Annotated in this window: 16 protein-coding genes; 6 read left to right on the forward strand and 10 right to left on the reverse strand. The window is 65.0% G+C overall.

What is annotated here, in order from left to right:
- Nucleotides 1-55: 55 nt before the first annotated feature.
- Nucleotides 56-1249, reverse strand: coding sequence for an MFS transporter (locus C7440_RS03475; protein ID WP_116517490.1), 1194 nt, complete (start codon nt 1247-1249; stop codon nt 56-58).
- 300 nt (nt 1250-1549) lie between these two features.
- Here C7440_RS03475 and C7440_RS03480 point away from each other — a divergent pair, with 300 nt between their 5' ends.
- Nucleotides 1550-9055, forward strand: a complete 7506-nt coding sequence (locus tag C7440_RS03480; protein ID WP_133244251.1) for an autotransporter outer membrane beta-barrel domain-containing protein — start codon at nt 1550-1552, stop codon at nt 9053-9055.
- A 64-nt stretch (nt 9056-9119) separates the two neighbouring features.
- On the opposite strand, the gene sugE is transcribed toward C7440_RS03480, so the two are convergent.
- The gene (gene sugE, locus C7440_RS03485; protein WP_116517492.1) at nt 9120-9434 is read right to left on the reverse strand and encodes a quaternary ammonium compound efflux SMR transporter SugE; all 315 of its coding nucleotides are present in this window, start codon (nt 9432-9434) and stop codon (nt 9120-9122) included.
- Nucleotides 9435-9694: 260 nt separating this feature from the next.
- On the opposite strand from sugE, the gene C7440_RS03490 reads away from it, so the two are divergent.
- Both C7440_RS03490 and fes read left to right on the forward strand, forming a co-directional pair.
- The gene (locus tag C7440_RS03490; RefSeq protein WP_116517493.1) at nt 9695-11827 is read left to right on the forward strand and encodes a TonB-dependent receptor; all 2133 of its coding nucleotides are present in this window, start codon (nt 9695-9697) and stop codon (nt 11825-11827) included.
- A complete protein-coding gene (fes, locus tag C7440_RS03495; RefSeq protein ID WP_116517494.1) occupies nt 11827-13563 on the forward strand; it encodes an enterochelin esterase in 1737 nt (578 codons plus the stop codon). Before C7440_RS03490 ends, fes begins: the two co-directional genes overlap by 1 nt.
- Before the next feature lie 4 nt (nt 13564-13567).
- On the opposite strand, the gene C7440_RS03500 is transcribed toward fes, so the two are convergent.
- Genes C7440_RS03500 through C7440_RS03510 form a run of 3 tightly spaced genes read right to left on the reverse strand, consistent with a single transcriptional unit; the run spans nt 13568 to nt 15770 of the window.
- Nucleotides 13568-15181 carry a PepSY-associated TM helix domain-containing protein gene (locus C7440_RS03500; RefSeq protein WP_218940597.1) on the reverse strand — a complete coding sequence of 538 codons (1614 nt, stop codon included), beginning with the start codon at nt 15179-15181 and terminating at the stop codon, nt 13568-13570.
- On the reverse strand, nt 15178-15513 hold the full coding sequence (locus C7440_RS03505) for a hypothetical protein (protein WP_207775372.1): 336 nt from the start codon (nt 15511-15513) through the stop codon (nt 15178-15180). The genes C7440_RS03500 and C7440_RS03505 overlap by 4 nt, the downstream gene beginning before the upstream one ends.
- Entirely contained in the window at nt 15510-15770 is a 261-nt protein-coding gene (locus C7440_RS03510; protein WP_116517495.1) for a hypothetical protein, read from the reverse strand. The genes C7440_RS03505 and C7440_RS03510 overlap by 4 nt, the downstream gene beginning before the upstream one ends.
- 291 nt (nt 15771-16061) lie before the next feature.
- On the opposite strand from C7440_RS03510, the gene C7440_RS03515 reads away from it, so the two are divergent.
- A complete protein-coding gene (locus C7440_RS03515; protein WP_017525580.1) occupies nt 16062-16490 on the forward strand; it encodes a RidA family protein in 429 nt (142 codons plus the stop codon).
- 94 nt (nt 16491-16584) lie between these two features.
- On the opposite strand, the gene C7440_RS03520 is transcribed toward C7440_RS03515, so the two are convergent.
- Entirely contained in the window at nt 16585-17484 is a 900-nt protein-coding gene (locus C7440_RS03520) for a LysR family transcriptional regulator (protein ID WP_116517961.1), read from the reverse strand.
- A 111-nt stretch (nt 17485-17595) separates the two neighbouring features.
- On the opposite strand from C7440_RS03520, the gene C7440_RS03525 reads away from it, so the two are divergent.
- Nucleotides 17596-18300: a pirin family protein gene (locus C7440_RS03525; RefSeq protein ID WP_116517496.1), complete on the forward strand. Its 705-nt coding sequence runs from the start codon at nt 17596-17598 to the stop codon at nt 18298-18300.
- Nucleotides 18301-18389: 89 nt separating this feature from the next.
- Here the strand turns inward: C7440_RS03525 and C7440_RS03530 are convergent, their stop codons facing one another.
- Nucleotides 18390-18842, reverse strand: a complete 453-nt coding sequence (locus C7440_RS03530) for a hemerythrin domain-containing protein (RefSeq protein WP_116517497.1) — start codon at nt 18840-18842, stop codon at nt 18390-18392.
- A gap of 134 nt (nt 18843-18976) precedes the next feature.
- Here C7440_RS03530 and serA point away from each other — a divergent pair, with 134 nt between their 5' ends.
- Nucleotides 18977-20179: a phosphoglycerate dehydrogenase gene (gene serA / locus C7440_RS03535; RefSeq protein WP_017525576.1), complete on the forward strand. Its 1203-nt coding sequence runs from the start codon at nt 18977-18979 to the stop codon at nt 20177-20179.
- Between the two features lie 64 nt (nt 20180-20243).
- Here serA and C7440_RS03540 read toward each other — a convergent pair whose 3' ends face one another.
- From C7440_RS03540 to C7440_RS03550, 3 genes are read right to left on the reverse strand one after another with little or no spacing between them, the layout of a single operon-like run.
- Complete coding sequence (locus C7440_RS03540) at nt 20244-20705, reverse strand: RrF2 family transcriptional regulator (RefSeq protein ID WP_116517498.1); 462 nt, start codon at nt 20703-20705, stop codon at nt 20244-20246.
- Nucleotides 20702-21925: an NnrS family protein gene (locus tag C7440_RS03545; RefSeq protein WP_180064375.1), complete on the reverse strand. Its 1224-nt coding sequence runs from the start codon at nt 21923-21925 to the stop codon at nt 20702-20704. Before C7440_RS03545 ends, C7440_RS03540 begins: the two co-directional genes overlap by 4 nt.
- The gene (locus tag C7440_RS03550) at nt 21922-22326 is read right to left on the reverse strand and encodes a group III truncated hemoglobin (RefSeq protein WP_116517499.1); all 405 of its coding nucleotides are present in this window, start codon (nt 22324-22326) and stop codon (nt 21922-21924) included. The genes C7440_RS03545 and C7440_RS03550 overlap by 4 nt, the downstream gene beginning before the upstream one ends.
- Nucleotides 22327-22678: the final 352 nt, after the last annotated feature.

The raw sequence follows: 22678 nt of genomic DNA on the forward strand, positions 1-22678 counted from the left end.
GTCAGGTTGACGATGATATTGTGCTTCTGTTTCATCCCCGCGTTGTTGACGTTGATCAGTTGGACGCGATTGCGGCTTGCCTTTCCAGCCATATCGACACCATCAGCAAGGCCAGCCCGCCCAGCGCCAGCAGCGAACCCACCCAGCCGGTCGATGTCCACCCGAGCCCGTGGGAGATCGCCAGCCCGCCCAGGAAGGGCCCCAGCGCATTCGCCAGGTTGAAGGCGGAGTGGTTCAGCGCGGCGGCCAGGCCCTGCGCGTTGCGGGCGACGTCCATGAGCCGGGTCTGAAGCACGGTTCCCAGCGAGCCGCCGATGCCGATAAGGAAGACGGTCAGCGAGATGGTCCAGATATTGTGGGCGGCGAAAGTGAAAAGCCCGGTGGCGATGGCGCTCCAGACCAGAAGGGCCATGGCGGTGGGCAGTTGCGCCCGGTCGGCGAAGTGGGGTACGACCAGGCTTCCCACCGTCATGCCTACGCCGAATAGTCCCAGCACCAGCGGCACGGTCGTGGGCGAGACCTGGGTCACTTCGACCAGGGTGTCGGCCAGGTAGGTGTAGACGGCGAACAGGCCGCCAAAGCCGATGGAGCCCACGGCCAGCGTGAGCCACACCTGGCCGCGCTTGAGTGCTTCCAGCTCGCGCAAGGGGCTGGCGCCTTTCGTCGCGGGACTCAGCGGGGCCAGCCAGCCGACGAGCCCCGCGGTAAGCAGCCCCGCCACGGCAACGAAAACGAAGCCCCACCGCCATCCGGCGACCTGCCCGAGCCAGTTGGCGAGTGGGACGCCGACAATGGTCGCGATGGTCAGGCCCAGGAACATGCGGCCGACGGCCTGGTTGCGCTTGTTCAAAGGCACGAGCGATACCGCCATCAGTGCAGCGACGCCGAAATAGGCGCCATGGGGAAGGCCGCTGAGAAAGCGAAGCACGAGCAGGGATTCGAAGCTGGGCGCCCAGGCGCAGAGGGCGTTGAACACGGCGAACGCTCCCATCAGCCATATCAGCAACGTGCGCCTTGCCACGCGCGCGCCCAGCACGGTGAGCACCGGCGCGCCTACCACCACGCCCAGCGCATAGGCGCTGATCGCGTGGCCCGCTGTGGGCGCGTCCACGCCCAGATCCTTGGCGAAGTACGGCAGCAGGCTCATGGTGGCGAATTCCGTCGTGCCGATCGCAAAGGCGCCGATGGCCAGGGCGAAAATGATCCACCCAGGAGAGACGAGCCGGGACGGCCCATGGGATTTGCTCATGCTTTCGATGAAGGGAAATAAGGGAAAACCCTTATTCTACTTCCTATTGAGGAGGCTTCTCATCCTGACCGCCTCGCTGCACGCGGCTGCAAAGCCCTTCTGGCCCCATTGCCACAGGGCGCACCGGCGCCGGGGACGTGCCGGAGGCGACGAAGCAACTCCTCGCGCCGGTCTTCTTCGAATAATCGGACCTGTTGTATTTGAATTAAATAAAAACATTTAAATACATTTATTCGTTATGATTTCCACCACATTCCGCCTCTACGCCGCACTCCGGCGTGTCCTTTCAGAGAGAATACCGTGCAAGACCGAACCGACAACGCCCGACCGCCGGCCGCCTGCAAATCCGGCCGCCCCGATTCCGTATCCGCCCTCCCTTTCCCGCAATGGGTCTTGTGGGCGTCGCTGTCCGCCGCCCTGGGGGGCGCCACGGCTTCGGCTCATGCCCAGAGCGCGACCTGTACAGAGTTGCCATGCCAGCTCAAGGGAAACTACACATATGGGGCGCTCATCCAGGCCTCCGGAAAAAATGGGAAAGACGGCGATACTTCGGTGTTCACCAACGGCGAGTGGGGCGAAGACGGGGGGCATGGTTCCAACCGGACGATAGAGCTCGTCGGTAATCCGCAGCTCAGCGGCATCGGCATGTGGGTGCAAACGCACGGCGGAAACGGCGGAGCCGGCGGAACCAGCACCTTTGCCGCCAATGGCGTGGGCGGCTCGGGCGGGAATGGCGGCAATATCGTCGTGAGGCCGGGCAGCCTCCAGTCGACGCCGGGTTTCACATACCCGGCGGTCGTATTGTCGTCCGCCGGCGGGAACGCCGGCAAAGGGCGCGACGGCGCGAGCCACGCGAGCCGCACAGTGGCGGGCAACGGCGGCAACATCACCGCCACTTTTTTGCAGGATACCCATCTCAAGTCCGCCTCGGGCGCCGCATTGAAGGCCTCATCGGCCGGTGGCCAGGGCGGCGAAGGGCGCGCCCTGGCCCCGACCGCCGGAAGCGAGCCGGGGGGCGGTGGCGGCAAGGCGGGCCATGTGCGCATCGAAGCGGCGGGTCGCTATAGCACCACGAGCGCATCCTCGCCCGGCATCACGATCGGAAGCATGGGCGGCGACGCCTTTTCCCCCGGGCACTCCGGGCCTGGCGGCGCCGCGGGCGTCGTGCGCCTGATCCTGGGACAGGCCGCCCAGGCGGGCGAGCCGACCCTGGTCGAGACCTCCAGCGGTAACTCGCCGGGCGCGCATGTCTTCAATCAGGGCGGCAAGGGCAGCGGGCACCAAAGCGCCGGCGGCTCGGCCGTTGCGCGCTTCGGCGCCGCGGCCAATGGCCGGGATGAAGTGGCGGACGTCGTCGCCACGGTCAATCGCGCGCATATCATTACGCACGGCGCGGACAGCTCGGGCCTCATCGCCGAAAGCCTGGGCGGGCAGGGCGGAGTTGGCAAAGACTACGAAGGACGAGGCGAGGACGGCGGCGCGGGCGGCGCGGGGGGCAAGGTCAACGTACTGCTTGGCGCGCAAAGCGAGATCCGGACAGACGGCGCCCGTTCGCACGGAGCCAGCGCGGTCAGCCGCGGCGGCGACGGCGGCAAGGGAGGCGGCGGGCTCAGCACCAACGGTGCACGGGGAGTCGGCGGACCGGGAGGCAATGGCGGCGACGCCGGCGACGTTGCGCTGACGGCGCAGGGTTTCATCGAAACCCGCGGACAGGACGCATATGGCGCTTATGCCGCAAGCCTGGGCGGAAAATCGGGCGCGGGCGGATTCGGCATGCGCGAGGGCGAGCACGGCCGGACCAGTTCGGCGGGCAAGGTGACCCTTACCCACGAAGGGAAGACGCAGACGCATGGAGCGGGCGCGCATGCCCTCGTGGCCCAGAACGTGGGCGGCGGCGGTGGCGTGACCTTCTCCGACGGTCGTTCTCTGGGTCCGGCGGTTCACTATGGCACCGACGCTCCCGGCGGGGCCGTCAGCGTGGCGAACACAGGCACTGTGCAAACACACGGAACCGGCGCATACGGCGCCTTCGTGCAAAGCGTTGGGGGCGGCGGCGGAAGCGGTGGCGCCTCCGCGGGCATTCTCGCCGTGGGGGGCACGGCCGGCGGCATCGGCGGGAACGTCGCCGCACGGATCGACGAGGGCTCGGTAACGACCCAGGGCCGGCGCGCTACCGGAGTCTTCGCGCAAAGCGTCGGCGGCGGTGGAGGCGACGGCGGAGGCACGGTATCGGTAGGGGTGGGATTCGGCCTTGCCGTGGGCGGCAAGGGCGGCTCCGGCGGAAATGGCGGAACCGTCGACGTGTCGCTGGGCACGGCGGCCTCCGGCGCAACGCCTCGATTGATCACACGGGGCGAGCAGGCGGACGCGATCTTTGCGCAAAGCATCGGAGGCGGTGGCGGCACCGGAGGGGAGGCCACCTCTTTTGCGGTGGGCAATCTGGGCATCGCCATCGGCGGCGAGGCGGGCAGCGGCGGGCATGGCGGCAGGGTGAACGTCGACACCTACCGCGGCAGCATCTTGACCGAGGGCGCCGGATCTGTGGCGATCAATGCGCAGAGCGTGGGCGGTGGGGGCGGCAGCGGCGGCGACGCCACCGCTGCGACCTTCGGGCTGGCGGCCGTCGCGGTGGGCGGCAAGGGGGGCGGCGGCGGCAAGGGCGGCGAGATCCACGTCAACAATCGCGTATCGGTCACGACGCTCGGCGCCGATGCCGAAGGCATTCTTGCGCAGAGCATCGGCGGGGGCGGGGGCAGCGGCGGCAGCTCGACCGGCCTGGCGATCGCCATCCCGACGCCCAAGGCCTCGGTATCGCTGGCCGTTTCGGTCGGCGGCAAGGGCGGCGAGGGCGGAGACGGCGGCAAGATAATAGTGGTCAATGAGCAAATCGTCGCCACCCAGGGCGACGGCGCGCGCGGCATCAATCTGCAAAGTATCGGTGGGGGAGGCGGGCAGGGCGGTTCGGCTTCCGCCGAGTCGATCACCATGGCGCCGGGCAAGAGTTTCGCCGTCTCGGCGACCATAGGCGGCAGCGGCGGCGAGGGCGGCAAAGGCGGCGACGTCGAGTTCACGAACAAGCACACGGTGGCAACCACCGGGGCGCATGCCGCGGCCGCCACCATCCAGAGTATCGGCGGGGGTGGCGGGCAAGGCGGCGCGGGCGCGGCCAAGGCCACGGCCGAGGGCGCGCAGGCATTCAGCCTGACATTCACCGTCGGGGGCAGCGGAGCGCCGGGCGGCGATGGCGGCAAGCTCACATTGGCCAATGCCGGCTCCCTGGAAACCACGGGTGCGCTGTCGCGAGGTGTGCTGGCCCAGTCCATCGGCGGCGGTGGCGGCGAAGGTGCGGGCGCGGACGGCGATGCCAAGGCCGGCAAGGTGTCCGCCACGCTGACGCTCGGCAGCGACGGCGGCACAGGGGGCAAGGGCGGCGACATCACTTTCGACAACGCCGCGCAAGGCGTCATCGCCACCAGCGGGCGCGGGGCGGACGGCCTGTTCGTGCAGAGCATCGGCGGCGGTGGAGGCGTGGCGGGAGTGGCGGGCGCGGCCAGCGCCATCGAGAAGGCCAAGGCGGCGGAGAAGTCCGGCAAGGTTCCGGCACCCGCCAAGACGCCCAACACGCCGGCGGGCAAGAGCTCGCATTCAGTGACCACCACGTTCACATTGGGCGGCAACGGAGGCGGCGGCGGGGCCGGCGGTGACGTCACCGTGACGAATGCGGGCGCTATTTCAACCGAGGGCGATCAGGCCAGCGGCGTTCTCGTCCAGAGCATCGGGGGCGGCGGCGGTAAGGCCGGCGCGGCCAAATCCAGCGCCACGGGCGGTGATATCTCCGTGAGCGCAACGGTGGGCGGCCGGGGCGGCGCATCCGGCAAGGGCGGCGTGGTCGTTGTCAACAACAGCGGCTCCATTCTTACCCAGGGCGAAGGCGCTTATGCGATCCTGGCGCAAAGCATCGGCGGCGGGGGCGGCTCGGCCTCTTCTTCCGACGCCAACGGCGAAGGCGCCAAGGTGGCCCTGAATTTCGCTCTGGGCGGCCGAGGTGGCGCATCCGGCGACGGCGGCAAGGTGGACATCGCCAATACCGCGACGCTGGTCACCTACGGAGCCACCGCCGTGCTGGCGCAAAGCATCGGCGGCGGCGGCGGAGAGGGCGGTTCGACCGACGGCACGTCCAGCATAAAGAAGCCCAAAGACGATAAAAAAACCGATGCCGGCAAGGCCGACGACCCGGCCAAGCAGGGCGCCGGGTCCGCCGCGCCCGATGTGGCCCCCAAGGCCGAAGCCAAGAGCAAGTCGGTCACGATCAGCCTGGGCGGCGGCGGCACGGGCGGCGCGGCCGGCTCGGGCGAAGAAGTCAAGGTGCTCAACGAAGCCGCCATCTTTACATACGGCGACCAGTCAATGGGCGTTCATGCGCAGAGCATCGGAGGCGGGGGCGGCAAGGGCGGCGCCTCGCAGTCGGTCGCCAAGGGCGCCGACATCAATACGGCCTTCAACGTCGGCGGCTACGGGGGCGCGGCCGGCAGTGGCGGCGCGGTCATAGTCACCAACAAGCGCTCGATCGCGACCGAAGGGCTCTCCTCGCATGGGGTCATGGCGCAAAGCATCGGCGGAGGCGGCGGTTCGGCAGGCAATGCCGAGGCCGGCGCATCGGGCACCCTGAGCATCGGGGGAGGCCTGGGCGGCAGCGGACGCGCGGGCGGCGACGGCGGCCTGGTGACACTGGTCAACGACGCTGGGCAGATCGTCACCCAGGGGTTCGGAGCGGTGGGCCTGTATGCGCAAAGCATCGGGGCCGGGGGCGGCTCGGGGGCTTCCAGCACGGCCAAGTCGCAGCAGGGAGACGACAAGGCGGTCAATGTCAATCTTGCCATCGGGGGTGCGGGTGGCAGCGGCGGCAAGGGCGGCGGCATCGTGGTCAACCTGTTGGGCGCGAGCTCCATCCAGACATACGGCGACCAGGCCGATGCCATTCGTGCCCAAAGCATAGGCGGCGGGGGCGGCAGCGGCGATACCGGAACCGTCGTCAGCGTCGCCAAGAAAGAAGATAAAAAAGACGAGAAGGACGGCAAAGCCAAAGAAGACGACAAGTCCAAAGAGAATAAGTCCAAGCAATACACCGTGGGCGCCTCGCTGGGCGGCAGCGGCGGAGCAAGCGGCGACGGGGGCACCGTCAAGCTGGATCTGCGCAAGGAGACGGCCCTTGTCACGCATGGCGATCAGGCGGTGGGCGTCTTTGCGCAAAGCATCGGCGGTGGCGGCGGCAAGGCTGCGGTGGGCACGGTCGACTCCGGCTACGGCAAAGTGGCCTTGACCTTCAAGCTGGGCGGCAGCGGGGGAGCGGGTGGCAAGGGCGGCGAGATCGACATCGCCAGCGCGGGCACCATTCACACTCTGGGCGCCCAGTCCCACGGCATGCTGTTGCAAAGCATTGGAGGCGGCGGTGGCGCCGCGGCCGGCGTCGGCGGCAAGGCCGGAGACGGGGTCAAGATCGAGTTGGGTGCCCAAGGCGGCGGCAGCGGCGGCTCGGGCAGCCACGGCGGTTCGGTCAAGGTCGCTCATACGGGCGCCCTGCTGACCGAAGGCGCCGGCGCATACGGCATTCTGGCCCAGAGCATAGGCGGCGGGGGCGGCTATGCGGCGGATACCGCCTCGCTCATACTGGGCAAGAAACAGCTTCCCTTGGGTGCTTCCGCGGCCGGCGCAAACGGCAATGGCGGCCACGTGCTGATCGACGTCGAATCCGGGTCCCAGGTCTCCACCCTGGGCGCAAATGCGGCCGCGATCTTCGCCCAAAGTATCGGGGGCGGCGGCGGCCTGTCCGATACGAGCGTGGGGGCTGGCAGCTCCCTGGGACATGGCGTGGGCGGCGTCGTTCGCGTCACCGTCCGGGGCACGGTCAGCGCCTCGGGCGAGAACTCCCCCGGCATCTTCGTCCAGAACGTGGGCAGCCGAGACCAGGTCGACGCCGCGCGCCGCACCGCGGAGATTGCGGGCGACCCGGAATCCAAGGCGATCGGAAACAGCCTTGTCGTCATCAAGGCCAACGGCATCGTACAGGGCGGCCGCGGCGAGCACGCGGCGGGCGTCATCCTGGGCGGCGCGGCATACGAACAGCGTGTGGATATCGAAGCGGATGGCACGCTGTATGGTCTGAACGGCAAGGCGGTGTTGTCCCGGGAAGCGTCGACGCCCACGTTCATCAACAACGCCGGGCTGCTGAAGGGCGACGTCGATTTGGGCGGAGGGGCGCACCACAGGCTGACTAATCAGGCCTCCGGGCTCTTCCAGTCGGGGGGGCTGGTCTACCTGGGCGACCGCAGCGAGTTCCTGAACTATGGCGTCTTGAGTCCCGGCGGCGTGGGCGTGCACACGACCACCCATGTCATGGGCGACTACCGGCAAATGGGAAGCAGCGGTGGAACGGGCGAAGGCGTGTACGAGCCCGACGTGGATTTCCGCGACCGCAAGGCCGACCTCGTGGCGGTCAGCGGCTATTCCACTCTCGACGGTGTGGTGCGGCCGAAGGGGCGCTATCAGCTTCCCGACCAGTTGATCACGGTGTTCGAGGCCCGCGACGGTAACCAGCTGTCCACCGAAAGCACCTTGCACACGGTCGGCCCGCTGGTCTACACCTACACTCTGCATAAACCCGACGATACCCGCTTGCAAGTGGGGGTGACGGCCGACTTCACCAAGCATCCCGGCCTGTCCGAAGATCATGCCGCATTGGCCGCCAACATCCAGAGAAAATGGGATACGGTGCCCGCGGCCGAACTGTACGATTATGCCGAGGTCTTCGACAGGTTTGCCGAGGTCGGGACGACGGAGCAATATCGTCAGGTATTGAGCGAGATCGCTGACGATGCCAAGCAGGCGCCTGCCTCCACTCTGCCCGGCAAAAGCAGGGCCTTCATTCAACTGATGATGAGCTGCCCCGAGTTCCGCTCGCACGACACGTCCATGCAAGAGGGCAACTGTTATTGGGGCCGCATCCTGGGCAACGACACTCGCCTGAAGAGCTCGGGCGAGGACAACGGCTTCCATACCAACAGCCTTACCTATCAGATCGGCGGGCAAAAAGAAGTGGCTCCCGGCTGGTTTCTGGGAGGTTCGTTCGCCTATCAGGACTTCCGTAACCGGGCCTCCGAATCCTCGGTGCGCACCGACGGCGACCTCTACAATGCGGGCGTGGTGCTCAAGCGCCAGCAGGGCCCATGGCTGTTCGCCGGGGCGCTCAATGTGGGTTATGGCGACAACGACACCCGCCGTATCCTGAACGTCGCCGGCGCCGAGCGCCAGGCCGAAAGCTCATGGAAATCGCGCCATGTGGGCATGCGTTTGCGGGCTTCCTACCACCATGCGCTACCCACCTGGTACGTGAAGCCTTTGTTCGACATGGACGTCGCCTACCAGAAGGTGCCCGGCTACTCGGAAAGCGGCGCGGGCGTGTTCAACCTGCAGTTCGACAGCGCCAGCCGCTGGAGTGTGATGCTGACCCCCGCCGTGGAGATCGGCGGACGCATCGAAACCCGCCACGGCACCCTGCGCCCCTATGTCTCGCTGGGCGCAAGCTGGATGTCCGACAATTCCTGGAACGTCGCCGCGCGCCTTCAGGGCGACCCGCTGCAAGAGAGGTTCGATCTGGTGACGAGGCTTCCCAGAGTACAGGGCGAAGCCAAGGCGGGCCTGGAGCTGATCTCCGGCAAGGGCTTCGAGATCAAGGCCGACTACGAGCTGCGCTTCGCCAAGCGCTACGTGAACCAGACCGGCATCCTGCGCATGGCGGTTCACTTCTGACGGACAGCCGCGCCGCTCGGGAAACCGGTGGCGCGGCCTTTTCGCGGCACTCCGTTCGCGTGCGTCACGACGCCATCTTCATCAATACCAGGCCGCTGACGATCAGGCAGGCCGCAAGGATGCGCAGGCCGTTTGCGGGTTCGCCCAGAATGAACAGGCCCACCAGGAAGGCGCCTACGGCGCCGATGCCTGTCCAGATGGTGTAGGCGGTGCCAAGCGGCAGGCTGCGCATCGAGAACGACAGCAGCGCGAAGCTGGCAATCATGGCCACAAGCGTGATGACGGAAGGGACGAGCCGGGTGAAGCCGTGCGACTGCTTCATGTAGAAGGCCCAGATGACCTCGAGCAGGCCGGCCAAAGTAAGTGAGATCCAAGCCATGCGGTTCTCCTTCAGGAATGGAGCCGGGCCGTCCCGAATGGCGCTGATGGCGGGGCCGTCCCCGCATCCGCAATGATAACCTCGCCCGGTGCACACCGCCGCCAGCCGCGAAATTACTGTTGTGTGACAGCCACGCCTGACTTGCCGCAAAGCTTATTAATGATAATAATTATCGTTGTGATTCTTTGCAAAGAGCGGGCAACAAGCCCGCCGACTCACATTTGCTCACCCCCTTCATAAAAATTCAACCGGAATGAATCATGCCTAAAAATTCCCCGTGCGTTTTCAACGCCTCGGTAGGCTTTGCTATTGTCTTGACCATGCTGGGCGCGTTCGGCGGCGCTCAGGCGCAATCCGCCCAGACGCTTCCCTCCATCACGGTACAGGGCCAGGGCGAAGACTCTTTGCCGCTCGCGGCGCCCGGCGGCCAAGCCGCAACCGGAGCGCGGCTGGGCATGCTGGGCAATGCCGATATTCTGGATGCGCCGGTAAGCATCAACTCCTACACTGCGCAGGTCATCCAGGACAGGCAGGCCCGCACGCTGGCCGATGTCCTGCAGAACGACCCTTCCGTGCGCTTTACGACCAATAGCGGACACATGCTCGAGCACTTCAAGATGCGGGGCATGGATGTCAACGGCCCCAGCGTCGCGCTGAACGGCCTGGTCGGCCTTGCGCTTGGGGGGCATGTTCCTACCGAGTTCATCGAGCGGGTCGAGGTGCTGCGCGGCCCCAGCACCCTGCTGGGAGGCATGTCGCCCGACGAGAACATGGGCGGGACCATCAACCTCGTGACCAAGCGGGCAACGGCCGAGCCCATCACCGAATTCACCACGTCTTATTCTTCAAAAAGCTATTTCCAGGGCCACGTCGACGTCGGTCGCAGGCTGGGAGACGAGCAGCGGGTGGGCATCCGCTTCAACGGCGTGTACGGTTCGGGAGAAACAGGCGTGGACGGCCAGAAGAAGGGCCGCCGCCTGGGTGCCCTGGCTCTGGATTATCGTGGCGACAAGTGGGGCCTCAAGCTGGACGCCTACACAAACCGCGAAAAAATCGAGAACGGCAGCCAAGGCATGTACGGCTTGCTGTCCGGCCGTGGAATCGTGGGCGTCGGAAAGCTGGTGGATGTGCCGGACGCCCGGAGCAATATGTTCCGGGGCACCCACGGCGACTATCAGACCGACGGCGTCATGCTGCGGGGCGATTTCGAAATCAACCAGAACCTTAGCGCCTATGCCGCGGTGGGCGCGGCCAACAGCTGGGGCAGGGGCCTGATGTTCGGCACCCGCGTGATCGTCAACGATACGGCCGGCAACGCAACGGGCTTCGTCTACAACGTCAATACGGTGAACCGTGGCCGCGTCGCCGAAACGGGCCTGAAGGGCACGTTCAAGACCGGCGGCGTCATTCACAACGTAACGACCTCGGCGTCCTGGCTAAGCTATAAAACGGGAACCAACAACAACGCAAGCCAGGGGTGGCCGCAGAACATCTACAACCCGGTCCGCCCGCCGGTGTTTCCTGAAGACCCGGGCGTGCCCGACTTCAACGGGTTCGACGACATCCTGACTTCGTTTGCGCTGGCGGACACGATGGACATCGCCGACGGCAAGGTGCTGTTTACCGTGGGCGCGCGATTGCAGCGAGTCAGGCAGAAAATCAGCGATTACGACGAGTCCAAGCTTTCGCCGTCGGTGGGCCTGGTCGTCAAGCCATGGGGCGAGAACACCTCGCTGTTCGCCAACTACATGGAAGGCCTGTCGCCCGGCGACATGGTGCCCTACAACTTCGGCTACGCGAACGAGGGGCAATCGTTCAAGCCCTTGCAAACCAAGCAGGTCGAGTTCGGCATCAAGCAGCGTCTGGGTTCATACACGCATACGATCAGCGCATTCCAGATCGACCGGCCTACCCTGATCGATGTCGAAGAAGGCGGCAAACTGTACATGACGGAAGGCGGCAAGAAGCGCGTGCGCGGCGTTGAATGGACCGCGTTCGGCAAGCTGACCGATACGGTCAGCCTCCTGGGCGGTGTTTCGTACATCGACGCCAAGCAGCGTGACACCGGCTTCCAGACATGGGGCGCGCCCAAGTGGTCCGCCAATCTCGGGCTTGATTGGGAAACGCCGGTCAATGGCCTGAGCCTGGGCGGACGGGTCGTGTATACCGGCAAGCAATGGGCCGATTCGGGCAACACCATCGAGTTGCCTTCGTGGCACCGCTTCGACCTGAGCGCGCGCTACGCGACCAAGGTGGCCAGCGTGCCGGTCACGTTCAATCTGTATGTCGAGAACTTGACCGGCCGCGAGTACTGGTCAGGCCTGTTCTCCGACGGCTACCTGATGCCGGCCTCGCCGCGCACAGTGCGCCTGGCCGCGACGTTCCAGTTCTGATGAGCGTTGCCAAGCCGCGCCGCGCTCCAGGGTTGGGCGGGGGCATGGCGCTGGGTTTCGTGGCCTGGGCGGCTTTGACGGCCGCCCAGGCCGCTGTACCGCCCGCTCATCCCGCACATCTTCTGCCGGAGCGTGCGGCGCGGCCGGGTGCACCGGCGGGCGGCTCCAACGCGGCTCCGCTTGCCCTGGGGGTCGGCCATACTGTAAAGGGCCGGATGCAAGTGGGGGGCGCTCATGCCTTCCGTCTGAACGTGCCGGCAGGCTGGGTCGTTCAGGGTGATTTCGATGGCCGCAATGTGGTGCTCGACCTGCAGGACGAACACGGAGCCCATCTGCGCCGCCTGAGCCGGGCCGATGCGGCTGCGCAGGGGGTGATGTGGGTGGCTTCCCATGCCCCTCGGCGCCTGGCCGTGCGGCAGGTGGGCGATGCGCCCGGTACCTTCGAACTGCGTATCTCCAAGGCGCTTGAGCCCAAACCTGAATCGAGCGGCGGCGAGGCGCCGAAAATCGACAGCCCCACGCTGCGCTCTTTGCAGGACGATCTGGCGTCAGGAGCCGGCACCGATGCATTCTGGGCGGATATGGCGCGCAAGGGCACGCCCCTGGTCGAGCCTGTTTCCGAAACGGAGTCGCTGGTTACCTTCCTGTGGCGTGGAACGGGCGGGAACGTGCGCCTGTTTGGCAGCCCTTCAGGCAATCACGACCCCATGCGGCGGCTGGGCGACAGCGACGTCTGGTGGGCGACGTTTCGCATGCCCAATACCGCGCGGCTCAGCTATCGTATTGCGCCCGACGTGCCGCAGATACAGGGCAGTCCGATGGAGCAGCGGCGGGTCATCCTGGCCACCGCCCAGCGCGATCCATTGAATCCACACGTCTTCCCCGATACGGACGACGTACGCATCGATATGTACCAGGGTGCGTCGGTCCTGACTTTGCCGCAGGCGCCGCCCCAGCCATGGGTCAGCCGCCGTCCAAAGCGGGCAGTGGGGGTATTGAACCATCACGAGTTCGAAAGCGCCGTGCTGGGCAATCGGCGGGAAATCTGGACCTATCGGCCCGCTGCGGGCAAGCCCGAGGCGCTGCTGATGCTGTTCGACGCCCATTCCTATCTGCACCAGGTGCCCACGCCGGCCATCATCGACAATCTCGTCGGCGAGGGCCTGATCCCGCCCACCGCCGTGGTGCTGGTGGGCAATGCCAGCCCCGAGGCGCGCGGGCGCGAACTGCCGCCGAACGAATCATTCATCCGCTTCCTGGACGAAGAGCTGATGCCCTGGGTGGAACGGCAGGGCCTTGCGCAGCCTGCTTCGCGCACGGTCGTGGCGGGTTCCAGCTACGGCGGGCTGGCGTCGGCCTATGCGGGCCTGCGCCTTCCGCACCGTTTCGGCAATGTGCTGAGCCTGTCGGGCTCATACTGGTGGTCGCCCACGGGCGAGATTCCGGGCTGGATGATGCGGCAGTACGCCACGGCGCCTGTGCGAGACCTGCGCTTTTATCTCGACGCGGGACGCTATGAAGCCAGCCGTGGCGGGCGGGACGGCATACTTGAAACCAGCCGCCACCTGGGCGACGTGCTGCGCGCAAAAGGGTACGAGACGACCCAGGTTGAGCACGACACCGGGCACGACTACCTGCATTGGCAGGGATCGCTGGGCTGCGGACTGGTGGCGCTGCTTAATCCCGCCGCGTATGAGCGCGGCCTGCCCGCCTGCAGCGCCGGGCTCCATCGCTAACTGATCAGGCCCGCGCCAGGGCCCATACGCTGTCGGGCTGGCCGTGCCTTTGACGCCGGCGGGTGGCCTGGGCCATCCAGGCAAGGCATGCAGCGCCGGCCAGGGCGCCGACGTCGACGCCCCTGGCCGCCGACGAAGGGTTGGCCCACAGCCCCGTGGCGGGGGCCAGCCAGCCGATCAGGCTGGTAAGAGGAATGGCGGCCGTCGCGGCAGCGCATAGCCACAGCAGCTCGACCGCGCCGCGCGAAGCGCCGCGCAGGAAGGCCCAGGCGATGCTCAGGAAGAACACCGCGTAGTAAACAATTACGTGCCAGGTGTTCAGGCTTGCAACACTGCCATGCAGCCACTTGCCGGCCACCAGGCTGGCAGAAACACCCGCAATGCAGCCCAGGCACACGCCGACGGTCAGCGCCGACATGACGCGCACAGAGGTCTTCTGTTCGGGCAGGCCCTTGTTTTGCGCGCGGCGCCGGCGTGATTCTATCCAGAGCAGGTTGCCCGAATAGAACAGGAAGGCGCCCGCGATGGCAAGCAGGAAGTAGATCCATTGCACCGCCGCGCCGCCGAAGGTGGCAAAGTGCAGGGCGAAGAAAACGGTGAGCCAGCTTGTCCATCCATCGGTGTAGCCGGGCAGATAGCTGGCGTTGATCATTTCGCCGGTATAGGGATGCATGATGGCGAAGGCGTCATAGCGCATCATGTAGTTGGGATCCACGCCGTGTATGCGCACGCTGGGCCGTTCACTGTCCAGGTCATGGTAGTCCATGTAGTGCGGCTCGAAGCCCGGCGACAGTTCGCGCAGGTCGGCCAGCATCAGCGCGGGCGGCACGAGCTGCGTGCCTTGGGCCGCGGGCGGGCCGCCCGCCTTGGCGGCCAGGCTTGGCACTTGCACGCGCGGCGCGGGCATGGTCCATTGGTCCATCATCGCGCCTTCGTAGATGAACACGTCTTGCGTGTCGTAGATCTGATCGTGAAAGGCGAACACCACGGTGGTCAGCGCGATGACAAGATGAAATGGCAGGCTGAAAAAGCCGAGGGCGTTGTGGGCGTCCTTCCACATCAGCTTCAGGTTCTTGCCTGGCCGCAGGGCGAACAAGTCCTTGACCAGGCTGGGCAGCAGGATGATCAGGCCCGATATCAGGGCCAGGCCATACATCATGGCAATGAAGCCGATGACGAGGATGCCGGCCTCGACGCTGCCTGGCACGAAGCCCGCCGTACGGTGCAGATTGTCGATCAGGTCGGCAACCGCCGTGGGTTCGCGCTCGTTGATGGCCAGTTGGCCCGAGGCGTCGAAGTTCGCAAGATATTGCCGAGCCCCGTCGGGGCTTTGCCATGAAAGCTGGGCCGGCTGGGCGTCGGTGGCGCGCAGGGTCAGGGTCAGGTCTTCGGCCGCGTCGGGCCGCGCCCGCAGCGTTTCTTCCATGAGCCTGCCGGCGTCGTGCAGGTCGACCGGCCGGGTGTCGTGCATGGGGGCCGCCACCCATGCCGCCAGGTCGTGCTTGAACACGGTGAGGGCGCCGGCGTAGAAGGCGATGAACAGGGCCAGGCCGGCGACTATGCCCGTCCATGTATGGACGGCCTTGTAGATGTCGAGGACTTCTTTGCGGATCTTCATGGGGCCAGTACCTTGAACAAAGCAAAACCGGCGACGCTTGCCCCGCCCAGCCACAGCCAGGCGCGCAGCGCATCGCGGAACAGATAGCAGAACGACAGCACGGCCAGCCAGATGGGCGGCACCATCCACATGGCGATCTGGTACTTGTCGAAGACGGTGTTGTACTTGGTGTCGGGCAGCATGAAAAAGCCGCTGGCGATCAAGGCGATGGCCAGGCCGCAGAAAGTGCCCGCCAGAGTCTTGCCCAGCCAGCCCTTGCCGAGGTCGGTGCCCGGCTTGGGCCGGGCCGGTCCGGCCGCCTTGCGGGCTTCATTGTTTTGCGTTGCGCTCATCGCCGGCCCTTCTTGCGAACACCCAGAAAGGGAAAGCAGGACCAGAGCAGCATCAGTAGCGTCAGAAAGACGAAGATGCCCGTGTCCAGGCGAAAGGCATGTATCCACGAAGCCAGGGCCAGAAGCAGCAAGAGGGCGGAAGCGGGCGCGGCCACTTTGCGGGGCAGGGCATTCCGGCGCCAGCGCTGGTTGCGCGAGCCAAGATATAGACATGCGGCGCCCGCGAGCGTCAGCATGAAAGCCAGATATCCAAACATGTGTTTCTCTTGGATTGGCGACCCTGTGGGCCACTTGTTTAAAAGGTAATGATAATGGTTGTTGTTTTCGTGCGGGCATTGTATGGGAATTTGCGCCGTTTTGCGATGGACCGGGCGATTGCGCTTTTGTGGCCCTGGAGAACATCGCGAGGCCCGCGATCCAGCCGATGAACAGGCAGGCAGCCGAGCCCGTTTCGAGCCCCTTGCGTTGACGCTGCCTGCGTCGTGTCCCTATACTTTTGTGCGGCCATTCGGGCCGCGGGCACAATAACACTGGATAGGAGAAGTATTTTGAATCAAGCGTCCAACACCGGAGTCGTTGCGGGCAAGGCCACCCCCCGGGGCAAGTTTCCCCACATTCGCCGCGCCGGAGACTTCCTGTTCGTGTCCGGAACCAGTTCGCGCCGCCCCGACAACAGCTTCGTGGGCGTGCAGGTCGACGCAATGGGCACAGCCGCGCTCGACATTCGCGAGCAGACCCGCGCGGTCATCGAGAACATCCGCGACATTCTGGCCAGCGAGGGCGCCACCCTGGCCGATGTGGTCGAGATCAGCAGCTATCTGGTCAACATGAACGATTTCGGCGGCTACAACGAGGTGTATGGCGAATACTTTGATTTCAGTGGCCCCACCCGCACCACAGTGGCCGTGCATCAGCTGCCGCATCCGCACCTGCTGATCGAGATCAAGGCCATCGCATACAAGCCCGCAAAGAGCTGATATTTTTATAAAGCTGGATTTCGGCGGCCATGGCTTGTTTTCGGCTGGGCATGGCCGCCAGCGGCGCACGTCGCATCAATTGCCCATATTCAGCTCAGCTTTCGTCCAATGTTTTCCTGAAGAGCTCGACGAAGGCGCGCGTGCGCTCGGGCAAAAGCCGCCGGCCGGGCATCACACACCACACCGTGACGTTGGGCAGCGACCACTCGGGAAGAACGGGCACCAGGGCGCCCGAGTCGACATGGGGGCGGGCGAACCTTTCCGACAGGCCCACGATGCCCACGCCCTCGATGGCAAGCGCCTGCTGCAGGCCCAGTGAATTGCAGGACAGCGGTGTTTCGAGCATGCCCTCCCAGTGCTCGGTGCCTCGCGTAAGCCGCCAGGGCTGCGCTTCCCCGCTGCTGGGGATGACGATCAGGCCAGTGTGGCCGGCAAGCTCGGCCGGCTCGCGGGGCGTGCCGTACCGGGCAAGATAGCGGGGGCTGGCATACAGAAGGTTGCGCAGCGTGGCGACCTGGCGCGCGATAAGCGTGCTGTCGTCGGGCAAGCGGCCGGCGATGCGCACTGCAACGTCGAAGCGCTCGGCAATGAGGTCGACGCGCCGCGCTGAAAGATCGAGCTCGAGCCGAACCTGCGGATACTCGCGGCGAAACGCGCAAACCAGCGGCACCACCGACAGCTGATTGAACTCGGGCGGCAGGGATACGCGCAGCGTGCCCTGTGGAATCACCTGCCGGTGCAGGGCGAGCGATCTGGCGGCCTCGGTTTCGTCCTGCAGCCGGCGCGCATGTTCGAGTATGCGTTCGCCGAAATCGGTAATGGTCAGCTTGCGCGTGCTGCGCGTAAGAAGGCGTTCGCCCAGTTGGTTCTCCAGTTGGGTGATGCGGCGCGAAAGAGTGGACTTGGGCATGTCGAGGCGGTCTGCCGCCTGCGAGAAGCTGCCCGCCTCGATGACATGGGCAAAAAGAATCAGGTCGTTGGCGGTGAGTGACATGCGCTGTCCCATTGTTCCAATATTGAAATAATATTAACCGAACAAAAGGCTATTTGTCCGATAAAAAGCTCAATAGAATGGTAGGCATCAACCATATTCAAGGAGGTTTCCATGCTTGCAATCAGAAAGAGCGAAGAGCGGGGCGTCGCCGAGCACGGCTGGCTCAGCTCGCGCCATACGTTCTCATTCGCCGATTATCACGATCCGCGCCACATGGGCGTGGGGCCCCTGCGTGTCATCAACGAAGACCGTGTGCAGCCCGGCCAGGGCTTCGGCGCCCACGGCCACCGCGACATGGAGATCATTTCTTATGTACTGGACGGCGAGTTGGCCCATAAAGACAGCATGGGCACGGGTTCGGTCATACGCTACGGCGACGTGCAGCGCATGAGCGCGGGCAGCGGCGTCAGGCACAGCGAGTTCAACCACTCGGCGACCGATCCGGTGCATTTCCTGCAGATCTGGATCATGCCCGACGTCAATGGCGTTGAGCCTGGCTATGAGCAGAAGTATTTCGATCCCGAGTCCAAGCGCGGGCGGTTGCGCTTGATCGCCTCGCCCGACGGTCGCGAGGGTTCCGTGAGCATTCACCAGGACGCCTGTGTCTATGCCACGCTTCTGGAAGAGGGTGACTCATCGCTGACGCATGACTTGGCGACTGGACGCCTGGGCTATGTGCATGTGGCGCGCGGAACGGTGTCGGTAAACGGCGTGCGGCTTTCTGCTGGAGATGCGGCGACTGTCAGCGACGAGGCCCAGGTGGTGCTGGCCGATGCCCAGGATGCCGAAGTGCTGCTGTTCGACCTGCCGGTGTAGGCCGGGTATTGAAGCGTGTTGTTCGCGGGTGGTGTGTGCTGGCCGCCGCAATGAAAGCGGCGGCCGCGCCGGCCTTGGCCGGGAGCCGATCAGGCTTCTTCGTGGTTGGCTACGCCGCGGCGCACGACGATCGGAACGCCGCCCAGCTGCTTCTTGGACACCCATTGGGCCAGCGAAGCGTCGAGATAATCGGTGTGGCCCGGAAACCAGCGCGCCAGCTCGATGGCCAGGCGGCGCGCTTCGTCGGAAGAGCCGCCGCCTTCGACATAGGCGACCACTTCACGCATGGAACCCAGGACGGCGTTGTGCTCGTTGGTGTGGCATTCGGTGGCCGGGAAGCTGGTTTTTTGCATCCAGGCTTCTTCTTGCGAGAAGTGATGTTCGCTATGGACGATGAGTTCTTTGAGCTTGCCCAGCAGGGCTTCGTCGGGCGCTTGCAGCATGGCCCCCACAATGTCGACAAATTCGCGGTGGGTGTCGTCCATGGGCGGGTAGCCGACGAGAAAAGCGTCCGTCCAGCTGAGTTCGTCGGTGGTAATCATGGCGGTTCTAGGTGATCTGGCGTGTGGCCTTATCATAACAAGCTTTATCCCTTGTCGTCGAAGGGCCGTAAGCGACGAAAGCCGCGGTATGCGTCACAATATGTTTTTTGGCCGTTAGCTCTGGAAAGGCACACATGACTCGTATCGTTCTGTTTGAGAATATCCATGCAAGCGCCCGCGAAGTATTCGAAGCGGCGGGCTTTGACGACATCACGACTCACGCTTCGGCCCTGCCCCCTGAAATGCTGCGCGACGAACTGCGCGACGCAGACCTGGTGGGCATACGCTCGCGCACCCACCTCGACGGCGCGCTGCTTGCCGACCTGCCTCAGCTTCGCGCCATCGGCTGCTTCTGCATCGGCACCAACCAGGTCGATCTCGAGGCGGCCATGATGCGCGGCATGCCGGTGTTCAATGCCCCGTTCTCCAATACCCGTTCGGTGGCCGAAATGGTGCTTGGCCAGGCCATCCTGCTTCTGCGCCGCATACCCGAGAAAAACGACCGGGTGCACCATGGCTTCTGGGACAAAACCGCGCAAGGCGCCTACGAGGCGCGCGGCAAAACCCTGGGCATCGTGGGCTATGGCAATATCGGTTCGCAGGTGGGCACGCTGGCCGAGGCCGTGGGCATGCGGGTGCTGTTCCACGATATCGAGGCCAAGCTGCCGCTGGGCAACGCGCGCGCCTGCACCACGCTCAAGCAGTTGCTGGCGCAGTCCGACGTCGTCACGTTGCACGTGCCGGGCGGTCGGGGCACGCGCAACATCATCGATGCCGAGGCGCTGGCGGCCATGCGCAAGGGGGCCATTCTTATCAATGCCTCGCGCGGCACCGTGGTCGACATCGACGCCTTGCGCCAGGCCCTCGAGGCGGGGCATCTTTCAGGCGCGGCCATCGACGTCTTTCCCACCGAGCCCAAAAGCGTCGACGAGCCCCTCGACAGTCCGCTCATCGGCATGCGCAACGTCATTCTTACGCCCCATATCGGGGGCAGCACGCAAGAATCGCAAGAAAACATCGGCAAAGAGGTGGCCGAGAAACTGGTTCGCTTCATACAAAGCGGCACCACCAAGGGCGCGGTCAATTTCCCCGAGGTGCCCTACATCGAGCCGGCCGGCGCGGCCCGCATCCTGCATGTGCACCGCAACCTGCCGGGCGCCATGGGCACGCTCAGCAGCCTCATGGCCGAGCATGGGCTGAACATCGTCAGCCAGCAACTGCAAACGCTGGGGCAGATCGGCTACGTGGTTTCAGACGTCGAAGGCAAGGTCGACGACGCCGTCATGGCCGACCTCAGGGCGCATCCCATTACGGTGCGCTGCGACCTGCTCGACTAAGCTGGCAAAAGGCCGGGCCGCCCTCGGGCAACCCGGCCTGATGTTTGATCGCCGCATCGCCTGATCAGCGGCTTGCCGCCTTGGCGGCCCAATCGACGAATTGCACCGGCGCCGCGCCGTCTGCGGGCGGCTTGCGCAAGATGTCGGCCAGCGTGTACTCGTCAAGATGCTGCAGGAAGGCCTGCAAGGCACCATGGACAATACCCGTAAGCCCGCAGCCGCCGGCCAGCGAACATGTATTGTTGGGCCCCAGGCATTCGACCAGCGCCAGGTCGGATTCGGTGTCGCGCACCACGGCGCCCAGGCGGATGTCTTGCGGCGGCAGGGCCAGCCGCATGCCGCCGTTCTTGCCCCTTACGGTTTCGAGCCAGCCATGCTGGCTAAGGCGGTGGGTGACCTTCATCAGGTGGGGCTCGGATATGTCGTAGGCGCGTGCCACTTCCGAGATGGTGCAGAGCCTGTCGGGGTGGCTGCCCACATACATGAGCAGCCGCATGGCGTAGTCGCTGTGCTGGGTAAGCCTCATGGCCGCGGCCTTATCAATAGGGGAACGAAGCGCCATAAATATAGCGCGAAGGCCACCACCCAGGCGGCGGCGGAAGCATGCAGCAGCGCTTGCATGGCACCCGAGGGCGCCAGTGCGGCAAGCCGCAGGGCCACGGCCAGTATCACCAGCCAATAGCTGGACACCATGCTTTTGTCGAGCTGCAGCGGGCGGCCCAGATGGCCCAGGGCGGTACGCGTGACCATGCCTATGATCAACACCGAAAAACCCGCCATGCCAATAACGTGCACATGGACGGCCGCGCGTGCCAGAACCGCGGTGCCGGGGCTGGCTGCGCCCAGGCCGGCCAGATGGGCCGCCGCCAGCAGCAGGCCGACACCGATGGCCGCGTAGCCCAGGTAAAGAATCCAGAGGATGGGCTTGCGCAGCACGGCCCCGGGCTTCCAGCGGGCGATCTGGTACAGGCTGACCAGGCCGGTTGCCGCAAGCGCCAGCGCCATGGGGTGTTCCTGGCCCGCCAGGCCCAGCACGATGGCGGCGATGCCCAGCACCATCTGGGCCTGGCCGCTGCGTGTGAGCATGGGTATTGCCAGGCCGGGTATGGCGCGCATGGCAAAGAAGGGGATGACGCGCCGCGCCACCAGCAGGGCGATGACCGCCATGCAGATCAGGCCGAGTTCAAAGTGCTGCATCAGCGCTGCGTAGTTGCCTGACAGCGAGGCGCGCAGATAAAGACAATTGGCGACGCCCAGGCCCAGCACCAGGAAAGGGATGCCGTAGTTGCGCCTGCTTTTTCCCTTGACCATGACCCGCAGCAGGACAATGGCGCTGAGCAGGTAGAACGCGGTTTCGGCTGCCGCCGCAACGTAGAAGGCAGGATGGCCGCCCGCCAGATAGCCCACGCGCGCCACGAGCCAAAGCGCACAGGCGGCGGCCAGGGGCAGGCCCTTGAGCGGATTGATGCCTGTCCAGGTGGCGCTCGCGGTTAGCAGGAAACCCACCGCGATGGTGGCGACAAAGCCCCACAGCATTTCATGGGCGTGCCAGGCCACGCCGCCCAGCGGCGGCGACAGCCACTGCGGGGCGTAGATCCACAAGGCCACCGAAAGCAGGGCCCAGGCGCATCCGGCCATGTACAAGGGACGAAAGCCCAGTTCAAGAAACGCCTTGAGCTGCGGACCCTTGGAAGCGGGCTCGCCGGGTTCGTGCAACGAAACCGGAATGGCTCTGGCCTTGGTCATGAAAAGACTTCTGTCAGGGGGCGGTCGGGCTGATTGTGCAATTGGTAGCCGTACCAGAGGCTGCGTGCGATACGGTGCGCAAAGGCTTCGGCCTTTTCGGCAAAGAGGCGATTGGGCAGGGTTTCGGTGGTGTCGTGGAACAGGGACAGCCACCGCTGGAAGAGTTCGGCGCTGAGTTCGGGCAGAGCGATGTGCTTGGGCATGGGCGTGCCATTATAGGTGCCCGTGCCGCGCATCAGCGATGACCAGAAGCTGACCATCTTTTGAAGGTGATGATCCCAGTCTTGGATGTGGGCGTTGAATATGGGCCCCAGCGTGGCGTCGGCTCGCACGCGGTCGTAGAAACTGTAGACTAGCGTTGAGATCTCGTCTTCGGTGCAAATTTCGTCTCGAATGGCCATGCTTGGCTCCGATAAAGCGCAATGAACGGAACGTGGCTGCTACGGAGGATCCGCATGCCGCGAACAAAGATATATTTACAATGAATCTTATATAAATCCAGGGGCAACGTCAACGGAATCGTGCGGGTTCTGGCGGTGCTTCGGGGGTGCGCGCGCCCGGTCTATTCACGCAAAACGTAACTACCTGCCGTTGTTACGTTTTTGTGGTGCAAAGCATACAGGCTTACCCTAGTTTTGACCTAATTCCCATTGCGTGCTTGCAGGTAGTGCTTTACATTTGAAACACTATTGTTGAATTCATTAGTTAATTGTTGTTGCAAGTGCCGTTACACTAAGCGCACTTGCAAACCTG

Origin of the sequence: Pusillimonas noertemannii, assembly GCF_003096595.1 — a bacterium.
In the GTDB taxonomy this organism is placed as follows: Bacteria; Pseudomonadota; Gammaproteobacteria; order Burkholderiales; family Burkholderiaceae_B; genus Pusillimonas; species Pusillimonas noertemannii.

Excerpts from the sequence above, each read along its gene's own strand:
- C7440_RS03475 (WP_116517490.1), bottom strand. The coding sequence starts at position 1,249 with ATGAGCAAATCCCATGGGCCGTCCCGGCTCGTCTCTCCTGGGTGGATC.
- sugE (WP_116517492.1), bottom strand. The coding sequence starts at position 9,434 with ATGGCTTGGATCTCACTTACTTTGGCCGGCCTGCTCGAGGTCATCTGG.
- C7440_RS03490 (WP_116517493.1), top strand. The coding sequence starts at position 9,695 with ATGCCTAAAAATTCCCCGTGCGTTTTCAACGCCTCGGTAGGCTTTGCT.
- fes (WP_116517494.1), top strand. The coding sequence starts at position 11,827 with ATGAGCGTTGCCAAGCCGCGCCGCGCTCCAGGGTTGGGCGGGGGCATG.
- C7440_RS03500 (WP_218940597.1), bottom strand. The coding sequence starts at position 15,181 with ATGAAGATCCGCAAAGAAGTCCTCGACATCTACAAGGCCGTCCATACA.
- C7440_RS03505 (WP_207775372.1), bottom strand. The coding sequence starts at position 15,513 with ATGAGCGCAACGCAAAACAATGAAGCCCGCAAGGCGGCCGGACCGGCC.
- C7440_RS03510 (WP_116517495.1), bottom strand. The coding sequence starts at position 15,770 with ATGTTTGGATATCTGGCTTTCATGCTGACGCTCGCGGGCGCCGCATGT.
- C7440_RS03520 (WP_116517961.1), bottom strand. The coding sequence starts at position 17,484 with ATGTCACTCACCGCCAACGACCTGATTCTTTTTGCCCATGTCATCGAG.
- C7440_RS03525 (WP_116517496.1), top strand. The coding sequence starts at position 17,596 with ATGCTTGCAATCAGAAAGAGCGAAGAGCGGGGCGTCGCCGAGCACGGC.
- C7440_RS03530 (WP_116517497.1), bottom strand. The coding sequence starts at position 18,842 with ATGATTACCACCGACGAACTCAGCTGGACGGACGCTTTTCTCGTCGGC.
- serA (WP_017525576.1), top strand. The coding sequence starts at position 18,977 with ATGACTCGTATCGTTCTGTTTGAGAATATCCATGCAAGCGCCCGCGAA.
- C7440_RS03540 (WP_116517498.1), bottom strand. The coding sequence starts at position 20,705 with ATGAGGCTTACCCAGCACAGCGACTACGCCATGCGGCTGCTCATGTAT.
- C7440_RS03545 (WP_180064375.1), bottom strand. The coding sequence starts at position 21,925 with ATGACCAAGGCCAGAGCCATTCCGGTTTCGTTGCACGAACCCGGCGAG.
- C7440_RS03550 (WP_116517499.1), bottom strand. The coding sequence starts at position 22,326 with ATGGCCATTCGAGACGAAATTTGCACCGAAGACGAGATCTCAACGCTA.